Below are 17,497 nucleotides of genomic sequence, written 5' to 3' on the forward strand. Positions count from 1 at the left end.
CTGCAGGGGGGACCCTGTGGGAGAGTAGGACGCCGCCGAACAATCATTGTGAAGAACCCCCGTCCGGGATACGGACGGGGGTTCTTTGCGTTTCCCCCCGATTCCCGTTGACGTATCGTCAGGGCATGGACGACGGAACGCCGACAACGGGCGACACAACTGGCTCTGTGACCGGACCTGCCACCGGACCCGCGGCGGAAGTCGCCGCGACCGAGGTGCTGCGGCCGGAGCAACGTGACGGCGCCCTGCGCGTCCTGGAGGACGCGCAGGCGGTGGACGGCCGCGCGGCGGTCTCGGAGCAGGGGCGGCTGCGTCTGCGCTCGTCGGAGACGGCCCGGCCGGGGGTGATCCACTTCGTCGAGACCGAGACCGAGACCGAGAGCGTCGTCGGTTACGGCCAGTTGGAGGTACCGGAGGGGACCGGCGCCAATCCCTCCGCCGAGCTCGTCGTCGCCCCGGTCTCGCGCGGCCGCGGTCTGGGACGGCCGCTGGTGGACGCCGTCCTCTCCCGGGCCCACCGGGCCGGCCGGGAGTCCGTGGACTTCTGGGTGCACGGCGGGCATCCGGCCGCCAGGCACCTGGCCGGGCAGTACGGGGCCGAGCTGGTCCGGGAGCTGCGGCAGATGCGCCGGACCGGACCGCAGACCGAGGCGGTGGCCCTGCCCGACGGGGTCGAGCTGAGGACGTTCCGCCCCGGCGAGGACGACGCCGAATGGCTCCGCCTCAACGCCCTCGCCTTCTCCCACCACCCCGAGCAGGGCGCGTGGACCGAGCGGGACCTGGCAGACCGGCTGGCCGAGCCGTGGTTCGACCCGGCCGGTTTCTTCCTCGCCACCCGGGACGGCCGGGTGGTGGGCTTCCACTGGACCAAGGTGCACCCGGCGACCGAGGCCGGGCCCGCCCTGGGCGAGGTGTACGTCGTCGGGGTCGACCCGGCGGAGCAGGGCAGCGGGCTCGGCAGGGCACTCACCGCCGCCGGCCTGCGGCACCTGACGGGCACCGGGGCCGGCGAGCGCGGGCTGGAAACCGTATTGCTGTACGTCGACGCCGACAATCCGGCCGCTGTGCGGGTATATGAACGACTGGGATTCACGATTCACGAGATCGACCTGATGTACCGGGCCCGGTACTCCGACAGCCGAAGCCGCAGCTGAGGCCCAGGAGCGCCGACCGAGGCCCCGGGAGCAGGACGGGTCCCCGCCGGAAGCACGAGGAGGGAGGTCCCGGGGTCCCCGTCGGACGGCCCCACCGAGGCGACCCGGAGGCATCACGCGGCCCGGCGGACGGATAGCGGAGAAGGTGGGGCCGAGGCAACGGTAGTGCGCCTACACCCCGGCCCCGACCGCCTCAGCTTTCCTCCTGGCCATGCGGTGTTTACCGTGGATTCAATTAATGCCGCGAAGATCACAGGATGAAGTCCGTAGTGTCTCGCTCGTGCAGCATCGGCCGACACCCGCTGGCCGGTCCTGTGACGACCGCGCCGGGTGGGTGGGCGTTGGCGCTGGGCGAGGACGACGGCCCGCAGAGCAATTCGCGTCCGGACGCCGTCCTGCTGGAGGAGCTGGAGCCCATGAGCATCCCCCGCCCCGTCTCTGCCCCGCTGTCCCCGCCCGCCCGGTTGTCCAGTGCGCTCGGCATTCCGCCCGAGCTGCCGGCCGCGGACGAGCAGGACTTCGAGGAGCTGCCGCAGGGCCGCTTCCTGGACCGCGAGCGCAGTTGGCTCGCGTTCAACGAACGCGTACTGGAACTGGCCGAGGACCCAGGGATCCCCCTGTTGGAACGGGCCAAGTTCCTGGCGATCTTCGCCAGCAACCTGGACGAGTTCTTCATGGTCCGGGTGGCCGGCCTCAAGCGCCGGATCGCCACGGGAGTGGCCCAGCGCAGCGCCTCGGGCCTTCAGCCGCGCGAGGTGCTGGACCTGATCTGGACCCGTTCGCGCGAGCTCATGGCACGGCACGCCGCCGCGTTCCAGCAGGAGGTGCTGCCGGACCTCGCCGCCGAGGGGATCGAGGTGGTCCGCTGGTCCGAGCTCGCCGAGAAGGAGCAGGCGCGGCTGCACTCGCTGTTCCGGCAGAAGATCTTCCCGGTTCTCACCCCGTTGGCGGTGGACCCGGCACATCCCTTCCCGTACATATCGGGGCTGTCCCTGAACCTGGCGGTCGTCGTGCGCAACCCGGTCTCCGGGCACAAGCACTTCGCCCGGGTGAAGGTGCCGCAGTCGCTGGCCCGCTTCCTGGAGGCCTCCCCGCAGCGGTACGTGCCGCTGGAGGACGTCATGGGGGCGCACCTGGAGGAGCTCTTCCCCGGCATGGAGGTGCTCGCGCACCACGCCTTCCGGGTGACCCGCAACGAGGACCTCGAGGTCGAGGAGGACGACACCGAGAACATCCTCAAGGCTCTGGAGAAGGAGCTCATGCGGCGGCGGTTCGGCCCGCCGGTGCGGCTGGAGGTCGAGGAGTCGATCGACCCCTACATCCTGGACCTGCTGGTGCGGGAGCTGAACATCACCGAGGCGGAGGTCTTCCCGCTGCCCGGTCCGCTCGACCTGACCGGTCTGTTCGGCATCGCGGAACTGGACCGGCCGGAGCTGAGGTACCCGAAGTTCGTGGCGGGCACCGCCCGCGGACTGACGGACGTGGAGTCGGCCTCGCAGCCGGACATCTTCATGGCGATGCGGGAACGGGACGTGCTGCTGCACCACCCGTACGACAGCTTCTCCACCTCGGTCCAGGCCTTCCTGGAGCAGGCCGCGGCCGATCCCGACGTGCTGGCGATCAAGCAGACGCTGTACCGGACCTCCGGTGACTCGCCGATCGTCGACGCGCTGATCGACGCGGCGGAGTCCGGCAAGCAGGTGCTGGTCCTGGTCGAGATCAAGGCACGCTTCGACGAGCAGGCCAACATCAAGTGGGCCCGCAAGCTGGAGGAGTCCGGCTGCCACGTGGTCTACGGCCTGGTCGGGCTGAAGACGCACTGCAAGCTGTCGCTGGTGGTCCGGCAGGAGGGTGACACCCTGCGCCGTTACTCCCACGTCGGCACCGGCAACTACCACCCGAAGACGGCCAGGCTGTACGAGGACCTCGGTCTGCTGACCTCGGACCCGCAGGTCGGCGCGGACCTCTCGGACCTCTTCAACCGGCTCTCCGGATACTCGCGCCGCGAGTCGTACCGCCGGCTGCTGACCGCGCCGCGCGGTCTGCGGGACGGTCTGGTCTCGCGGATCCACAACGAGATCGCCAACCACCGGGCCGGCCGTCCGGCGCACGTGAAGATCAAGGTCAACTCGATCGTCGACGAGGCCGTGATCGACGCGCTGTACCGGGCCTCGCAGGCCGGGGTGCCGGTGGACGTCTGGGTGCGCGGGATCTGCGCGATCCGGCCGGGGGTGCCGGGGCTGAGCGAGAACATCCGGGTGCGCAGCATCCTGGGGCGCTTCCTGGAGCACTCGCGGGTGTTCGTCTTCGGCAACAACGGCGATCCGGAGGTGTGGATCGGCAGCGCCGACATGATGCACCGCAACCTGGACCGCCGGATCGAGGCGCTGCTGCGGATCACCGACCCGGCGCACCGGGCGGAACTGTCGGGGCTGATCGAGCTCGGCATGTCGGACGAGACGGAGTCCTGGCACCTCGGGGCGGACGGGTCGTGGACCCGGCACGCGCAGGACGCCGAGGGCAAGCAACTGCGGCACGTCCAGGACCTGCTCATCGACTCGCGTCAGCGTCGCCGGGCCGTCACCGCCCGGTGACGGCCGGTCGCCGCCACGACCCCGCTGACGCGAGACGCGACGACGCGACCGCGCGATCCACTGACGCGAGCCGCTGAGCGGTAGGGAGCCGCTGAGCGGTCGGCCACCAGCCCCGGGGACGGCCCCGGGGGAACGGGGATCTACCTAGTCATGACCGATGCGCCGATGACGGCCCAGGCGGCCTCCACCGCGACCGCCGGGGACATCCTCTCCAGCCATCTCACCGCCCTGGCGGGTGCGTTCCTGCGCGCGCTGCCGCTGGCCGTGGGCGAGGTCGGCGCCAGACCGGGGGCGTCCGTCGTCCCGTCCGGGGGGACGGACGACCTGCTGCGGGCGGTGCGGCGGATCAACGGGCTGCTGCACACCTTCGGCGCGGTCCTCGAACCGGGCTGGACGCAGGAGTCCCGGACCGATCTGCGCTGGCTGCTCAACCTGCTGGCGCTGGAGCCGGGGTACGTGCGGCGGGCGTCCCGGCTGCTGGGTGCGCTGGACGGGCTGAACGGCAGCGAGGCGGACGGTCCGGGGATGCTGGCCGGCCACGTGGGGGCGCCGAAGGCCCGGGCGCTGCTGGACCGGCAGCTGACCCTGGCACGGACCAGGGCGCACTCGACGGTGCTGCAGGAGCTGCGGTCGGCGCGGCTGCACGCGCTGGCGGACCGGATGACGCTGCTGGTGGCGGATGCGCCGCTGGCGGAGCAGGCCGGGGGCCGGGCGGGCGCGGTGCTGCTGCCGCAGGCGGGGGCGGCGCTCACCGCGCTGGCGGTGAGCGTCCAGCAGCTGCCCCTGCAGCGTGCGGCCACGCCGTACGGAGGGGACGGACTGCGCCGGCTGGCGGCCGTGGCGCACACCGTGCCGGCCCAGGGGCAGGAGGCACCGAAGGCCCGGGGCGCGCTGGACGCGGACGCGGCGCTGGCGGCGGACGACGCGCCGTGGCACCGGGCGAGGGTCCTGGTGAAGCGGGCCAGGTACGCGCTGGAGGTGTGCGGGCGGCCGTCGACGGTGCTGGACGAGCTGGACGGGGTGCTGGCGCGGCACCAGGAGGCCTCGGACGCGGCGGTGGCGGCGGCGACGGCGGCGCGCACGCCGCGGATCACCCCGGCGACGGCGTACGTGCTGGGCGTGGTCCACGCCGACCAGCGGCTGGAGGTGGAGGCGGCCCGGTACGCCTTCGGGCGCCGCTGGCCGGAGCTGCCGCCCGGCCCGGAGGCCTGGCTGGAGCTGCCGCCGGCCGACGGCTGGGGGACGGCGGCGGAATCCCGGACGGCCTGAGGTGGGGAGACGGTCGGCGGTCCCCGGCCGGGGACCGGTGGTGCTGGCCGCCGGGGCCGTGCTCTGGCTGCCGGGACGGGTGAAGAGGAGCGGTCGGCTGGGGCGGCCCCGGATCGCGGTGATCCACCGGCCCAAGTACGACGACTGGAGCCTGCCCAAGGGAAAGCTGGACCGGGGCGAGGGCGTGGTCGAGGCCGCGCTGCGCGAGGTGTGGGAGGAAACCGGGTTCACCTGCGTGCTGGGGGAGGAGCTGCCGGCCCAGCACTACCTGGCGCAGGGCCGTCCCAAGGAGGTCCGGTACTGGGCCGCGGTGCCGGCGGCGGGGGAGTTCCGGCCGAACCGGGAGGTGGACCGGCTGGAGTGGCTGCCGGCCGGGAAGGCCCGGGCCCGGTTGACCCACGAGCGGGACCGCCGGCTGGTCGACGCGCTGCTGGAGCTGCTCGGGGCGCGGCCGGTCCGGTCGGCGTCCGCGGAGTCGTGAAGGAACGGTGGAAGTGATCTCGCCGCGCCCGGGTCGTGACGCAACCGTTACTACCTGACGTAGTTTCCTGCCATCCGTTCGAGGTTCACTCTCCGTTCACTTACGACCGGCTGACGCGTCACCTACCCGGCTTAACTTCGGTGTCACCGGAGGGCCGAACAGGCCCCGGACCACAGCAGAACCCGCGCTCCGCCGTGTCGTGCACGGCCCGCGCGCAGGGCAATGCCACAGAAAGGGACACCCTGTGAAGCTCCAGCGGAACGGCCGCTCCAAGGCCCTCGCGATCGGTGCCATGGCGCTCGTCAGCTCGCTGTCGCTCGCCGCCTGCGGTTCGGACGAGAACACCACCACCGGCGCCTCGGGCAGCGGCTCCGCCGCCCCGGCCGCCAAGATCGAGTGCGGCCCCAAGCCGGCCGCGCTGCTGGCCGCCGGCTCCACCGCGCAGGGCAACGCGATCGACGTCTGGAAGACGAACTTCGCCGCTGCCTGCAAGGAGTCCTCGGTCAACTACGGCGGCGGCGGCTCGGGCGCCGGTGTCCAGCAGTTCACCCAGGGCAAGGTCCAGTTCGCCGGTTCCGACTCGCCGCTGAAGCCGGCCGAGGTCGACGCCACCAAGGCGATCTGCACCGGTGGCCAGGGCATCAACCTGCCGCTCGTCGCCGGCCTGATCTCGATCGTCTACAACGTGGACGGCGTGGACAACCTGGTCCTCGACGGTCCGACCACCGCCAAGATCTTCGACTCGCAGATCACCAAGTGGAACGACCCGGCGATCGCGGCGCTCAACCCGGGCGCCAAGCTGCCCGACGCCGACATCCAGGCCGTCCACCGTACGGACGACTCCGGCACCAACGAGAACCTGACCAAGTACTTCGCCAAGGTCTCCAACGGCGCCTGGGCCTACCCGGCCGCCAAGGCGTGGGCCGGCAAGGGCGGGCAGGGCGCGAACGGCTCCGCCGGTGTCGCGGCCCAGGTGAAGCAGGTCAAGAACTCGATCAGCTACGCCGAGCTGTCCTACGCCCAGACCAACAACCTGAAGAGCGCCGCCATCAACACCGGCGCCTCCAAGCCGGTCGAGGCCACCGCCGCCAACGCCGCCACCACCTTCGCCAAGGCGAAGATCGCGGGCACCGGCAGCGACCTGGCGCTGACCCTCGACTACGGCACCAAGGACGAGGGTGCCTACCCGCTGGTCCTGGTCACCTACGAGATCGTCTGCGACAAGGGCAACAAGGCCGAGAGCCTCGACGCCCTGAAGGCGTTCCTGACCTACGCGGCCAGCGACGCCGGGCAGAAGGCCGTCGGCGAGGCGGGCTACGTCCCGCTGCCGAAGGAGCTGACGGACAAGGCCAACGCGATCATCCCGACGCTGGCCTGACCTCAGCAGGACCTCCGATGGAGCGGCCCCGTGGACGAGGGGGGCCGGGGCCGCTCCACCGGACGCATTGACCTAGAAGCACGTCCGGGGCACCGCCGCCAGGGTGCCGCCCCCTCGGGGCAGCACCACCAGACCGGAGTAGACCAATGACTTCAAACACCCCTGCCGCCCCGCGAGGCAGGGAACGCCGCAAGCGTGACAGCCGGGTCGGCGACAAGATCTTCATGAACCTGTCCCGCGGGTCGGGCATCCTGCTGCTGGTCATCATGGCCGCCATCGCAGGCTTCCTGACCTGGCGCGCGGGTATCGCGCTGACCAAGAACGAGGGCAACTTCCTCACCACCTTCGAGTGGACGCCGGACGCCCCGAAGCCGGTCTTCGGCATCGCCGTCCTCGCGTTCGGCACCATCGTCAGCGCGGCGATCGCGATGGCGATCGCCGTCCCGGTGGCCATCGGGATCGCGCTGTTCATCTCGCACTACGCCCCGCGCCGGATCGCCCAGCCGTTCGCCTACCTGGTGGACCTGCTGGCGGCCGTGCCCAGCATCATCTACGGCCTCTGGGGCGCGCTCTTCCTGGTGCCGCACCTGTACGGGCTGACCAGCTGGCTGGACGAGTACCTCGGCTGGACGTACATCTTCGACCAGTCCAAGGTCGGCACCGCCCCGCGCACCCTGTTCACCGTCGGCATCCTGCTGGCCATCATGATCCTGCCGATCATCACCGCGGTCAGCCGCGAGGTCTTCCGGCAGGTGCCGCGGATGCACGAGGAAGCGGCGCTCGCGCTCGGCGCGACCCGCTGGGAGATGATCCGGACCTCGGTGCTGCCCTTCGGCCGCCCCGGCATCATCTCGGCCTCGATGCTCGGCCTGGGCCGTGCGCTCGGCGAGACCATCGCCGTCGCCGTCGTGCTCTCCGCCAACAACTCCCTCTCGCTGCACCTGCTCGACCCGGGTGGCGGTACCTTCGCGCAGAACATCGCGCTGAAGTTCAGCGAGGCCCAGCCCTTCGGCCGGGACGCGCTGATGGCCTCCGGTCTCGTCCTGTTCGTGATCACCCTGCTGGTGAACGGTGCTGCGCGGCTGATCGTCGCCCGCCGCAAGGAGTACTCGGGGGCCAACGCATGAGCGCCGCGACCACGTCCGTTCCGGCGGACGCCCGCCCGGTCGACCGCCCGCTGACCGCCAACCGGCTCCCCAAGTGGGCCCCGGCCGCCATCGCCGCCGGCTCGATCGCCCTCGGCTGCGGCATCGGCCTGGTCGGCGGCCTGGAGAGCAAGCTCCAGTGGGGCCTGATCTCCGCGATCCTCTTCCTGGGCATCAGCTACGGGCTCGCGGCCCAGGTCGAGGGCCGCCGGCAGGCCAAGGACCGGTTCGCGACCTCGCTGGTCTGGGTGGCCTTCATCCTGGCCGTCATCCCGCTGCTCGCGCTCATCACCTACACCGTCCAGCAGGGCGCCGAGGTGGTGGACAGCTACTTCCTGACGCACTCCATGAAGGGGGTGCGGTACTCGGGCCCCGGCGGTGGTATCTACCACGCGCTGATCGGCACCATGCAGCAGGTGCTGCTGGCCACCCTGATGGCGGCGCCGATCGGTCTGCTCACCGCGGTCTACCTGGTCGAGTACGGCCGGGGCACGCTCGCCAAGGCGGTCACCTTCTTCGTCGACGTCATGACGGGTGTCCCGTCGATCGTCGCCGGTCTGTTCATCCTGTCCCTGTGGAACATCGCCCTCGGCTTCAGCTACTCCGGGTTCTCGGGCAGCCTCGCGCTGGCCATCCTGATGATGCCGGTCGTGGTCCGCTCCACCGAGGAGATGCTCAAGCTCGTCCCGAACGAGCTGCGCGAGGCGTCGTACGCACTCGGTGTGCCGAAGTGGAAGACCATCCTGCGGATCGTCCTCCCGACCGCCATCGGCGGCATCACCACCGGTGTGATGCTCGCGGTCGCCCGCATCACGGGTGAGACCGCGCCGGTGATGATGCTGGTCTTCGGCGCGGACATCATCAACACCAACCCGTTCGAAGGTCCGCAGCAGTCGCTGCCGATGTACATCTGGCAGCAGTACGCCATGGTGAACAACGACTTCGGCTACGCGCGGGCCTGGGGTGCCGCGCTCGTGCTGATCGCCTTCGTGATGGCGCTCAACCTCATCGCCCGGGGCATCGCACGCTGGCGCTCGCCCAAGGGCGGACACTGACCGACTGACGTACGACCGGCATCTACGAGCGGCCCCCGGCCGCGGGCTGAAAGAAGACGAAAGAACATGGCCAAGCGCATCGACGTCAGCGGACTGTCCGCCTTCTACGGCAGCACCAAGGCCATCGAGGACATCTCGATGAGCATCGAGCCCCGCTCGGTGACGGCCTTCATCGGCCCCTCGGGCTGCGGCAAGTCGACCTTCCTGCGGACCCTCAACCGGATGCACGAGGTGATCCCCAACGCCCGGGTCGAGGGCAAGGTCCTCCTCGACGACGAGAACCTGTACGGGTCGACCGTCGACCCGGTCGCCGTCCGCCGCGCGGTCGGCATGGTCTTCCAGCGCCCGAACCCGTTCCCGACCATGTCGATCTACGACAACGTGGTCGCCGGGATGAAGCTCGCGGGTGTTCGCAAGAAGTCCGTCCTCGACGGTGTCGTGGAGAAGTCCCTCAAGGGCGCCAACCTCTGGAACGAGGTCAAGGACCGCCTGAACAAGCCGGGTGCCGGCCTCTCCGGCGGCCAGCAGCAGCGCCTCTGCATCGCCCGCGCCATCGCGGTCGAGCCCCAGGTCCTGCTGATGGACGAGCCCTGCTCCGCCCTCGACCCGATCTCCACCCTCGCCATCGAGGACCTGATCGGCGAGCTGAAGGAGCAGTTCACCATCGTCATCGTGACGCACAACATGCAGCAGGCGGCCCGCGTCAGCGACCGCACCGCCTTCTTCAACCTGGCCGGCGTCGGCCAGCCGGGCAAGCTGATCGAGCTCGACGACACGCAGCGGATCTTCTCCAACCCGTCCGTGCAGGCGACCGAGGACTACATCTCGGGCCGCTTCGGCTAGACCGCAGCACCCCGTCACAGCCGGTCTCCGGCCTCCGGTCCCCGGTGGCCGGTCTCCGGTCTCCGGGCCGGCAACGCCCGGAGACGGCCGACGGACCAGAGCTGCTTCGCGGTGCTGCATGGCGGTGCCGCCGCGGAGCATGGAAAAGGGCCCGCCCCCGAGATGTGGGGGCGGGCCCTGTCACGTCCGCAGGGTTCGGGGCGCCGGCCCGTCAGCCCCAGAACAGGTGGACGAACCAGTACACCAGCGCCGCGACGAGGGCGGCCGCCGGCATCGTGATGAACCAGCCGAGGACGATGTTCTTGGCGACGCCCCAGCGCACCGCGCGGATCCGCTTGGTGGCCCCCGCTCCCATGATCGCCGAGGTGATCACGTGGGTGGTGGAGATCGGCGCCTTGAAGACGAACGACGTGATGTACATGACGGTCGAGGCGGTGGCCTCGGCCGCGAAGCCCTGCGGCGGATCCAGCTCGATGATCTTCCGGCCGAGGGTCCGCATGATCCGCCAGCCGCCCGCGTAGGTGCCGAGCGAGAGCATGGTGGCGCAGGAGATCTTCACCCAGACCGGGATCGGGTCGCCCTCGGACTCGTGGCCCGAGATGGTGAGGGCCATGACTACGATGCCCATCGTCTTCTGGGCGTCCTGCAGGCCGTGCGCGAGGGCCATGGCGGCGGCCGACGCGGTCTGTGCGACCCGGAAGTTGCGCTTGGCCCGGTGCGGGTTGGCCCGCCGGAAGATCCAGAGGATCGCCAGCATCACCAGGAAGCCGCCGACCAGGCCGACCACCGGCGAGACGATCATCGGAATGATGATCTTGTCGATGACTCCGTTCCAGATCACCTCGGTACCGCCGGCCAGCGCCGCACCCACCATGCCGCCGAACAGCGCGTGCGAGGAGGAGGACGGCAGACCGAAGTACCAGGTGACGAGGTTCCAGGCGATCGCTCCGACCAGCGCGGCGAACAGGATCGCCATCCCCTGGTTGCCGGTCGGGGTCTCGATGATGCCCTGGGAGACGGTGTGCGCCACCCCGCTGCCCAGGAAGGCGCCCGCCAGGTTCATCACCGCGGCCATCGCGAGCGCGGCCCGGGGGGTGAGCGCCCGGGTGGAGACCGAGGTGGCGATCGCGTTCGCCGAGTCGTGGAAGCCGTTGGTGTAGGTGAAGAAGAACGCAACGCCGATGACGGCGATGAGTGCAGCGGTGTCCACGAGGGTCAGGACTCCTTGACCGCGATGGTCTCCACCGTGTTGGCGACGTGCTCGAAGGCGTCCGCGGCCTGTTCGAGGACGTCCACGACCTGCTTGAGCTTGAGCACCTCGATGGCGTCGTACTGGCCCGAGAACAGGTGGGCGAGCAGCTTGCGGTGGATCTGGTCGGCCTGGTTCTCCAGCCGGTTGACCTCGATCCAGTACTCGGTCAGGTTGGACATGCTGCGCAGGTTCGGCATCGCCTCGCAGGTGAGCTCGGCAGCCCGGGCCAGCACCTCGATCTGCTGCTCGATGCCCTTGGGGAGGGTCTGGATGTCATAGAGGACGACCAGGTCGACGGCCTCCTCCATGAAGTCCATGATGTCGTCCAACGACGAGGCGAGGTTGTAGATGTCCTCGCGGTCGAAGGGCGTGATGAAGGACGAGTTCAGCTGGTGGAAGACCGCATGGGTGGTGTCGTCTCCGGCGTGCTCGGCGGCGCGCATGCGCTCGACGATCTCCGCGCGGGCCGACACGTCTGATCCCAGCAGTTCCAGCAGGAGCTTCGAACCGACGACCAGGTTCTCCGCGGCAGCGGTGAACATGTCGTAGAAGCTCGTCTCCTTCGGGGTCAGGCTAAAACGCACGGAAATCTCCGATGTGCGGGGTAGGGGACTGAACGATGCTAGGTGCAACCAAGCGCAATTGCGCAAACGGGGTGGTCGAAGAGGAGCCGGAACTTCCCCTTCCGTTCGGCTGCCGCAGCCGTGGGCCCGGCCTGCATCCCAGGTGTGGGCGTGAGCCCCCAGTCTGACGGAACCTCGCCCGGATCGCCCCTGCCGTGCGCCGGGAAGACCGGGGTGTTCCCCGGACGGGGGAACCGCGCCCGCCCCCGGGCGCGCGCCCCGTCCGCGCCCCGCCCCCGCCGCGTACCGCTCCTCCGTACCGGCCGACCGGTACGGAGGAACACCACGACCGGCCCCGGTGTTGGACACTGGATGCCGACGCAGCCACCCAGGCACTCAGACGAAGGCGGGCCGATGACCACCACGCAAGCGCGCACCGAGCCGGAGCCGGCGCCGGCGGCCGGGGCGGAAGCGCATGGCGAGCAGACCGCGCCGGACGCGACCACGTCGGCCGCCGTCACCGCCGTCGCCACCGATCCTGCCGGCGCCGCGGCCACCGCCGACGCCGTCGGGCACCACGGTGCCCACGGGGGGCCGCACGGGTACACCGCCCGGAAGGACGCCCACCTCAAGCGGCTGCGCCGGATCGAGGGCCAGATCCGCGGCCTGCAGCGCATGGTCGACGAGGACGTCTACTGCATCGACGTGCTCACCCAGGTCTCGGCCAGCACCAAGGCCCTCCAGTCCTTCGCGCTCTCGTTGCTGGAGGAGCACCTGCGGCACTGCGTCGCCGCTGCCGCCGAGGAGGGCGGCACCGAGCTGGACGCCAAGGTCGCCGAGGCCACCGCGGCCATCGCCCGCCTCCTGCGCAGCTGAACGCGCGGCCGGGGTACGCCCCGGCCGTTCGACCGACGGCCGCCCCGTTCCCTGCCGCCCTGCTTCGGGCTGTCCTGCTTCCGGCCGTCCTGGTCCCGGTGGGCCACTCCCGGCCGTCCCGGCCCACGGTCCCCGGCCGGTCGCTCCCGGCCTCAGTCGTCGAACTCCAGGCCGTTCCGCACGGGCCCGGTGACCGGACCGCCGTCGGGCCGGTCGAGCAGCACCTCGTCGATCCGTTCGGTCGGCAGACGGTCGCCGCTGCTGGCCGTGGCCGCGATCATCAGCTCGCCGGCCAGCTCGATCTCGTCGAGGGCCGCGTCGTCGTGGCCGCCGCTGCGGCTGCCCGTGGACGACATCACCTGCACCACCCCTTCAGCGCCTCGCCAGCCCGGGCGGCAGCCACCCGACGTCCAGCCTAGGCACTCCGGAGCCCGCCCACATGGCACGGACGGGCCATCTCGGAGCCGCCGAAACGGGTGGCCCGGCAGGTATCCCGGGCCCACCCGGTCCGACGGTGTCCCCTTTCGCCCCGCTCCCGGCCCCCGCGCCGGGTCCCCTCCTCCGGCCTCCTTGTCCGCGCCGAAGCGCCGTAGCGCCGCCGGGCCCTGGGCCTGGGCCCAGGGCCGGGACGCGGCCGGGCCACCAGGCCCTACTTCGGGCTCTCGGTGGGCTTCATCGCGTAGATGTCGGAGGCCGGCGGCTCCGCGGCCTCCACCGGCTTGCCGAAGTCCGTCAGCGAGGTGGTCGAGACCACCTTCACCTGGTCCTTCGCCTCCTTCGAGCCCGCCACCCCGGCGAAGGTGAAGACCTCGACCACCTTGTGGAGCCGGCCCTGCTCGTCCAGCCAGGCGTCGTACGGGACCTCCTTGACCGTGAAGGTCTGCGCCGCCATCCGCAGCCCGTCCCCGCCCCGTCCGCCGGTGGCGTCCGCCGCCTTGGTGAGGTCCAGGGTGCCGCGGTAGTGCTTCAGGGCCGCCCCGCCGACCGTCTCGGTGCCGACCAGTTCCGCCTTCTGGGCGCCGCGCAGCGCGCCCGCCGCGGAGGCCGGGTCGGTCGCGCCGCCGCTGACCAGGTTCCCGTCCGGGAGCTGGCGGACGTCGAGCTTGACCCACTTGCCCTCGGGCACCTTGGCGCCGCTGTTCTGCAGGTAGACGGTGCCCGGCAGGAGCACCTCGACGATCTTGCCGGTGGTCGCCGCGCCCGGCGGCACCTGAACCTCCAGCCGGCCGATCCGCTTCACGTAGTCGTAGCCGCCGGTGCCGGTGAAGACGGCCTTCTTGTCGGCGGACTCGGTCACCAGCTCGGTGGCAGCATGCGCGGAGCCGGTCCGGCCCGTGATGTCGGCGGCGTTGCGGACCGCCGTCAGCGGGTCGGCGGCGAGCTGGTCCGGGCTGCTGCTCGCCTGCTGGTCTGCGGAAGCGTCGCCGGCGCCGTCCGAGCAGCCGCTCAGTCCGGTCAGGACGGCGGCGAGCAACGCGGCCCCCGCCGCCGGCCGCAGCCGCGGCCCGGACCGGCCGGTCCGCCGGCCACTGCGCTGTTGGTCGGTCATCTTCATCCTCGCGACAACCCCCTCGGGCCCGACTGCCCCGCCGGCCACCAGTGGATGGGCAGAGCTCTTTCCGGGCAAACGAGTTGACGTGAGAAGGGTTACGCGGGACCCGGCGCGCGCCGGATGTCGCACGCCGGAGCACCGGATACCTCCCGGGCGTCGCGGTCTGGGGCTCTGGAGCGTTACGGTGAAGCACGTGCACAGTGAGCTGCCGGCCAAACCCGGCACCACCCGGATGCCCGAGCACCGTGTCGCGATCAGCGAACACGGTTCCTTCTGCTTCGCGACCTGCGTCTGCGGCTGGTTCTCCCCAGCCCGCCGCTCGCGCGACCTCACCCGGCGGGAGGCCGCCGACCACCTCGCCGCCAACGGCGAGGAGGGCGGATAGGCCGGAGGGGTCCGGGACCCCTCCGCGGTCCGCCCGAGGACGTTCCGGGGGCGCTGCGGTGCGCGGGGGAGGCCCGGGGCGGCTCAGGCCGCCAGATCGGACTCCGGCGGCTGTTCGTCGGCCCGGACGGAGCCCCGCGGGCCGCCGCCGCGCCGGCGCCCGCCCGATCGCCGGCCACCGCCCTGCGGGGCGCGGATCAGCGGGGCGAGAGCGGTCCGGCCGACCGCGTGGCAGAACGGGACGAGCACGGCCATCGCGATCGGCGCCAGCAGCAGGACCACCGCCGTCGCGAGCGCGAAGCCGCCGATCACGTCGGTGGGGTAGTGGACGCCCATGTACATCCGGCAGAAGCCCTGCAGCAGGGCCAGGCCACCGGCGATCCAGCCGAGCCGCCGGTTCACGAGGAACAGCGCCACCGCGATGCCCATCGACATCGTGGAGTGGTCGCTGACGAAGGAGTACGTGCCCTCCTTGCCCTCCACCAGCACGTCCAGGCCGGCATGGTCGACGAAGGGCCGCGGTCGGTCCACGATGGCCGAGATCGGCAGGTTGGCCACCTCGGCGATGGCGACCGCGAGCGGGGCCCAGAGCAGCCCGGCGACGGCCACCGGGGCGTCCGGACGGCGTCTGGCCCGGAGCCAGCCGGTCAGACCGAGCAGGGCGAGGCCGAGCAGGATGCCGTACTCACCGATCCAGGACACCGCGTGGTCCAGCCAGGCCGGGGAACGCCTGGCCAGGCCGTTGACGGCGTAGAGCAGGCCGAGGTCGGGGTTGGTCGTGTCGGCAAGCGGCGTCGACACGCCGCACCTCCTTCTGGTCCGCAGCACCTGATCGTTCCGGCCGTGGTCCGCGCAGCGCCGCCCAGGTCAGGTGGGCTGACGCGGGACCATCCGACACAACGTCATAACCGGTGCACAGCGTTCCACGGAAACGCGCGGTTATGGAAACTTGACTCAGCGTCCACAGTGCACTCACACCGCGCGGGCGGGCGGGGTCAGCTCTTTGCGGGCCTTTGACCTGCACCTGCCGTGACGGGGCCGGTGGCGATCGGGGTCCTGGCCGCCGCCGGAGCGGGGGTCCCGGCCGGGTTCGGGGCGGGGGTCGTCGGGTTCGGGGCGGGCGTGGCCGGGGCCGCCGGGTCGCCGGGACGGCTCGGGGCGATCACGGTGCCCTCCGCGTCGCGCATCGGCAGCGCCTGGGCGGCGTCCGACGCGACGCGGGTGGCGCCGATGTACTCGCGGGTGTCGATCTTGTCGTAGCGGATCACCGCGTTCGTGTGCGGCGCGTTGATCATGTAGCCCCCGCCCACGTAGATGCCGACGTGGTGGATGCTGCGCGGATCGCCGAGGTCGGTCGCCCAGAACACCAGGTCCCCCGGGCGCAACTGGTCGCGGGAGGGGTGCGGCCCGGCGTACCACTGGTCGTTGGCGACCCGGGGGAGCTTGATCCCCACGCTGGCGTACGCGGCCTGGGTCAGCCCCGAGCAGTCGAACCGCCCGTTCTGCGAGGGCAGCCCCTCACCGCCCCACTGGTAGGGGGTGCCGAGCTTGGTCTGCGCGAAGTAGATCGCGGCCGCCGACTGCGAGGAGACCTCCACCGGTGCGACCGGTGCGGCGAAGCTCCCGGCCGTCGCCAGGATGTTCCGCACGTAGCCCTGGGTCTCCTTGTACGGCGGAACGCCCTGGTACTTCGTCACCGCGCCCGGGCCGGCGTTGTAGGCGGCCAGCATGTTGGACTGGCGGTCACCCGGGACCTTCGCGACGTAGGCGGCCAGCGCACAGTCGAAGGTGGCCGCCGAGGCGATCGCGTCCAGCGGGTCCCAGGGGTCCTTCCGGCCGTCGTTGTTACCGTCCGTCCCGTAGGCCGACCAGGTGTCAGGCATGAACTGTGCCAATCCCTGTGCTCCCACGTAGGAACGGGCCCGTGGGTTGAAACCGCTTTCCTGGTAGAGCTGTGCCGCGAGCAACGGCGGTGAGAGGTCGGGGCAGAGCTGTCCCCACTGCTGGATCGGCCCCTGGTACGCCGCCGGAACGGTTCCCGGGGAGAGGCCGGCGCGATTGCCCGACTGTTGTGGTGTCCCACTCGCCGCAAACGTCCCGACGGTCACCAGACCGACGAAGCCGATCAGGACAACTCCCGCAGCGGCGGCGGCCGTACCGGCCTTCCGGAGTACCATCAGCACCATCCCGACGAATCGTCAGTCGAAGTGTCCCGGAAGGCGTTGCTCACCGCAATCATCAGAGATACAAAGAGTGAGCGCTATCCTTCGTACGGTGGACATCCTCGCGTACGTGTCCGATGCCTCACGACCAATCTGCGAGAAGTAGCCAAGTCGACATCAGATCTGGCCAAGAATAGGTACTGACCCTTCGCGCGGGCGGGGTCTGGGCCCTTGAATTTGCCTGATCGGGCGGTGAGATGGAAATGGACCTGAGCAGCGTGAACAGCATCGCGATCGGCCACTTGGCCGAGGACCCCCCCAAGAAGCCGAATATCGACACCATCATCGGTGGGATCGCGCCGGACTGGGGCCCGTTCGCGAGCCTCGGGTCCGAGGCCCGGGTGATGGTCCAGGTCGTCATGGCCGTCGCGATCCTCGCCTGCCTCGGCCTCGCCGTCTGGGGTGCGGCCAAACAGCGGATCGGCGCCACCGCGATGCGTGACAGCTTCGGCGCCGAACAGGGCAAGGGGCTGATCATCGCCGGGCTGACCGGCGTGTTCATCATTGGATCACTCGGCACTCTGTTCACCATTGTGTACGGCATGGCCATCTGACGATCGGACAGATCGGGTGGTGACGGTGCGGGGAGACGGGGAACCGCCCGTCGCCGGGCCGACCGACCACCCGGCACGGTCGACCGTCCGACCGGACGGCCGTCCGGTCGACCGGGATCCGCCGGAGTCCCCCCGGGAATCCCGCCCCACCACCTCTCCCTCCGCGCCCGCCCCC

At 71.0% G+C, this 17,497-nt stretch carries 17 protein-coding genes; 11 read left to right on the forward strand and 6 right to left on the reverse strand.

Features of this window, described 5'->3' with window-relative positions:
* The first annotated feature begins 215 nt into the window (after positions 1 to 215).
* The 8 genes from mshD (at position 216) to pstB (ending at position 9,919) form a co-directional block, all read left to right on the forward strand.
* Entirely contained in the window at positions 216 to 1,154 is a 939-nt protein-coding gene (mshD, locus tag ABZY91_RS32030) for a mycothiol synthase (protein WP_329950641.1), read from the forward strand.
* 416 nt (positions 1,155 to 1,570) lie between these two features.
* Positions 1,571 to 3,748 carry an RNA degradosome polyphosphate kinase gene (locus ABZY91_RS32035; protein ID WP_329884030.1) on the forward strand — a complete coding sequence of 726 codons (2,178 nt, stop codon included), beginning with the start codon at positions 1,571 to 1,573 and terminating at the stop codon, positions 3,746 to 3,748.
* Positions 3,749 to 3,898: 150 nt separating this feature from the next.
* On the forward strand, positions 3,899 to 5,017 hold the full coding sequence (locus ABZY91_RS32040) for a CHAD domain-containing protein (protein ID WP_355406486.1): 1,119 nt from the start codon (positions 3,899 to 3,901) through the stop codon (positions 5,015 to 5,017).
* Between the two features lie 58 nt (positions 5,018 to 5,075).
* On the forward strand, positions 5,076 to 5,498 hold the full coding sequence (locus tag ABZY91_RS32045; RefSeq protein ID WP_355406513.1) for an NUDIX hydrolase: 423 nt from the start codon (positions 5,076 to 5,078) through the stop codon (positions 5,496 to 5,498).
* 244 nt (positions 5,499 to 5,742) lie between these two features.
* Positions 5,743 to 6,876, forward strand: a complete 1,134-nt coding sequence (gene pstS, locus ABZY91_RS32050; RefSeq protein WP_355406488.1) for a phosphate ABC transporter substrate-binding protein PstS — start codon at positions 5,743 to 5,745, stop codon at positions 6,874 to 6,876.
* Positions 6,877 to 7,022: 146 nt separating this feature from the next.
* On the forward strand, positions 7,023 to 8,003 hold the full coding sequence (gene pstC / locus ABZY91_RS32055; RefSeq protein WP_329884017.1) for a phosphate ABC transporter permease subunit PstC: 981 nt from the start codon (positions 7,023 to 7,025) through the stop codon (positions 8,001 to 8,003).
* Positions 8,000 to 9,076: a phosphate ABC transporter permease PstA gene (gene pstA, locus ABZY91_RS32060; RefSeq protein ID WP_355406490.1), complete on the forward strand. Its 1,077-nt coding sequence runs from the start codon at positions 8,000 to 8,002 to the stop codon at positions 9,074 to 9,076. The genes pstC and pstA overlap by 4 nt, the downstream gene beginning before the upstream one ends.
* A gap of 66 nt (positions 9,077 to 9,142) precedes the next feature.
* Positions 9,143 to 9,919, forward strand: a complete 777-nt coding sequence (pstB, locus tag ABZY91_RS32065; RefSeq protein WP_329884014.1) for a phosphate ABC transporter ATP-binding protein PstB — start codon at positions 9,143 to 9,145, stop codon at positions 9,917 to 9,919.
* A gap of 211 nt (positions 9,920 to 10,130) precedes the next feature.
* Here pstB and ABZY91_RS32070 read toward each other — a convergent pair whose 3' ends face one another.
* On the reverse strand, positions 10,131 to 11,129 hold the full coding sequence (locus ABZY91_RS32070; protein ID WP_329884013.1) for an inorganic phosphate transporter: 999 nt from the start codon (positions 11,127 to 11,129) through the stop codon (positions 10,131 to 10,133).
* A 5-nt stretch (positions 11,130 to 11,134) separates the two neighbouring features.
* On the reverse strand, positions 11,135 to 11,755 hold the full coding sequence (locus tag ABZY91_RS32075) for a DUF47 family protein (RefSeq protein WP_329884012.1): 621 nt from the start codon (positions 11,753 to 11,755) through the stop codon (positions 11,135 to 11,137).
* 393 nt (positions 11,756 to 12,148) lie between these two features.
* Here ABZY91_RS32075 and ABZY91_RS32080 point away from each other — a divergent pair, with 393 nt between their 5' ends.
* Positions 12,149 to 12,610 (forward strand): metal-sensitive transcriptional regulator, encoded by a 462-nt coding sequence (locus ABZY91_RS32080; protein ID WP_355406493.1) that lies wholly within the window; start codon positions 12,149 to 12,151, stop codon positions 12,608 to 12,610.
* 152 nt (positions 12,611 to 12,762) lie between these two features.
* Here ABZY91_RS32080 and ABZY91_RS32085 read toward each other — a convergent pair whose 3' ends face one another.
* Together ABZY91_RS32085 and ABZY91_RS32090 are read right to left on the reverse strand one after the other, a co-directional pair.
* Positions 12,763 to 12,969, reverse strand: a complete 207-nt coding sequence (locus ABZY91_RS32085) for a hypothetical protein (protein ID WP_355406495.1) — start codon at positions 12,967 to 12,969, stop codon at positions 12,763 to 12,765.
* A 290-nt stretch (positions 12,970 to 13,259) separates the two neighbouring features.
* Complete coding sequence (locus tag ABZY91_RS32090; RefSeq protein ID WP_355406497.1) at positions 13,260 to 14,159, reverse strand: hypothetical protein; 900 nt, start codon at positions 14,157 to 14,159, stop codon at positions 13,260 to 13,262.
* 196 nt (positions 14,160 to 14,355) lie between these two features.
* Between ABZY91_RS32090 and ABZY91_RS32095 the strand changes: the two genes are divergently transcribed.
* Positions 14,356 to 14,547 carry a hypothetical protein gene (locus tag ABZY91_RS32095; RefSeq protein WP_329884008.1) on the forward strand — a complete coding sequence of 64 codons (192 nt, stop codon included), beginning with the start codon at positions 14,356 to 14,358 and terminating at the stop codon, positions 14,545 to 14,547.
* Positions 14,548 to 14,630: 83 nt separating this feature from the next.
* Here the strand turns inward: ABZY91_RS32095 and ABZY91_RS32100 are convergent, their stop codons facing one another.
* Entirely contained in the window at positions 14,631 to 15,347 is a 717-nt protein-coding gene (locus ABZY91_RS32100; RefSeq protein ID WP_355406499.1) for a phosphatase PAP2 family protein, read from the reverse strand.
* 194 nt (positions 15,348 to 15,541) lie between these two features.
* Positions 15,542 to 16,723, reverse strand: coding sequence for a bifunctional lytic transglycosylase/C40 family peptidase (locus ABZY91_RS32105; RefSeq protein WP_355406515.1), 1,182 nt, complete (start codon positions 16,721 to 16,723; stop codon positions 15,542 to 15,544).
* A 248-nt stretch (positions 16,724 to 16,971) separates the two neighbouring features.
* On the opposite strand from ABZY91_RS32105, the gene ABZY91_RS32110 reads away from it, so the two are divergent.
* Complete coding sequence (locus tag ABZY91_RS32110; protein ID WP_329884006.1) at positions 16,972 to 17,322, forward strand: hypothetical protein; 351 nt, start codon at positions 16,972 to 16,974, stop codon at positions 17,320 to 17,322.
* Positions 17,323 to 17,497: the final 175 nt, after the last annotated feature.

Source organism: Kitasatospora sp. NPDC002965, from assembly GCF_040611255.1.
GTDB lineage: Bacteria > Actinomycetota > Actinomycetes > Streptomycetales > Streptomycetaceae > Kitasatospora.

Excerpts from the sequence above, each read along its gene's own strand:
- ABZY91_RS32080 (WP_355406493.1), top strand. The coding sequence starts at position 12,149 with ATGACCACCACGCAAGCGCGCACCGAGCCGGAGCCGGCGCCGGCGGCC.
- pstA (WP_355406490.1), top strand. The coding sequence starts at position 8,000 with ATGAGCGCCGCGACCACGTCCGTTCCGGCGGACGCCCGCCCGGTCGAC.
- pstC (WP_329884017.1), top strand. The coding sequence starts at position 7,023 with ATGACTTCAAACACCCCTGCCGCCCCGCGAGGCAGGGAACGCCGCAAG.
- ABZY91_RS32035 (WP_329884030.1), top strand. The coding sequence starts at position 1,571 with ATGAGCATCCCCCGCCCCGTCTCTGCCCCGCTGTCCCCGCCCGCCCGG.
- ABZY91_RS32040 (WP_355406486.1), top strand. The coding sequence starts at position 3,899 with ATGACCGATGCGCCGATGACGGCCCAGGCGGCCTCCACCGCGACCGCC.
- ABZY91_RS32110 (WP_329884006.1), top strand. The coding sequence starts at position 16,972 with ATGGACCTGAGCAGCGTGAACAGCATCGCGATCGGCCACTTGGCCGAG.
- ABZY91_RS32105 (WP_355406515.1), bottom strand. The coding sequence starts at position 16,723 with ATGGTACTCCGGAAGGCCGGTACGGCCGCCGCCGCTGCGGGAGTTGTC.
- pstB (WP_329884014.1), top strand. The coding sequence starts at position 9,143 with ATGGCCAAGCGCATCGACGTCAGCGGACTGTCCGCCTTCTACGGCAGC.
- ABZY91_RS32090 (WP_355406497.1), bottom strand. The coding sequence starts at position 14,159 with ATGACCGACCAACAGCGCAGTGGCCGGCGGACCGGCCGGTCCGGGCCG.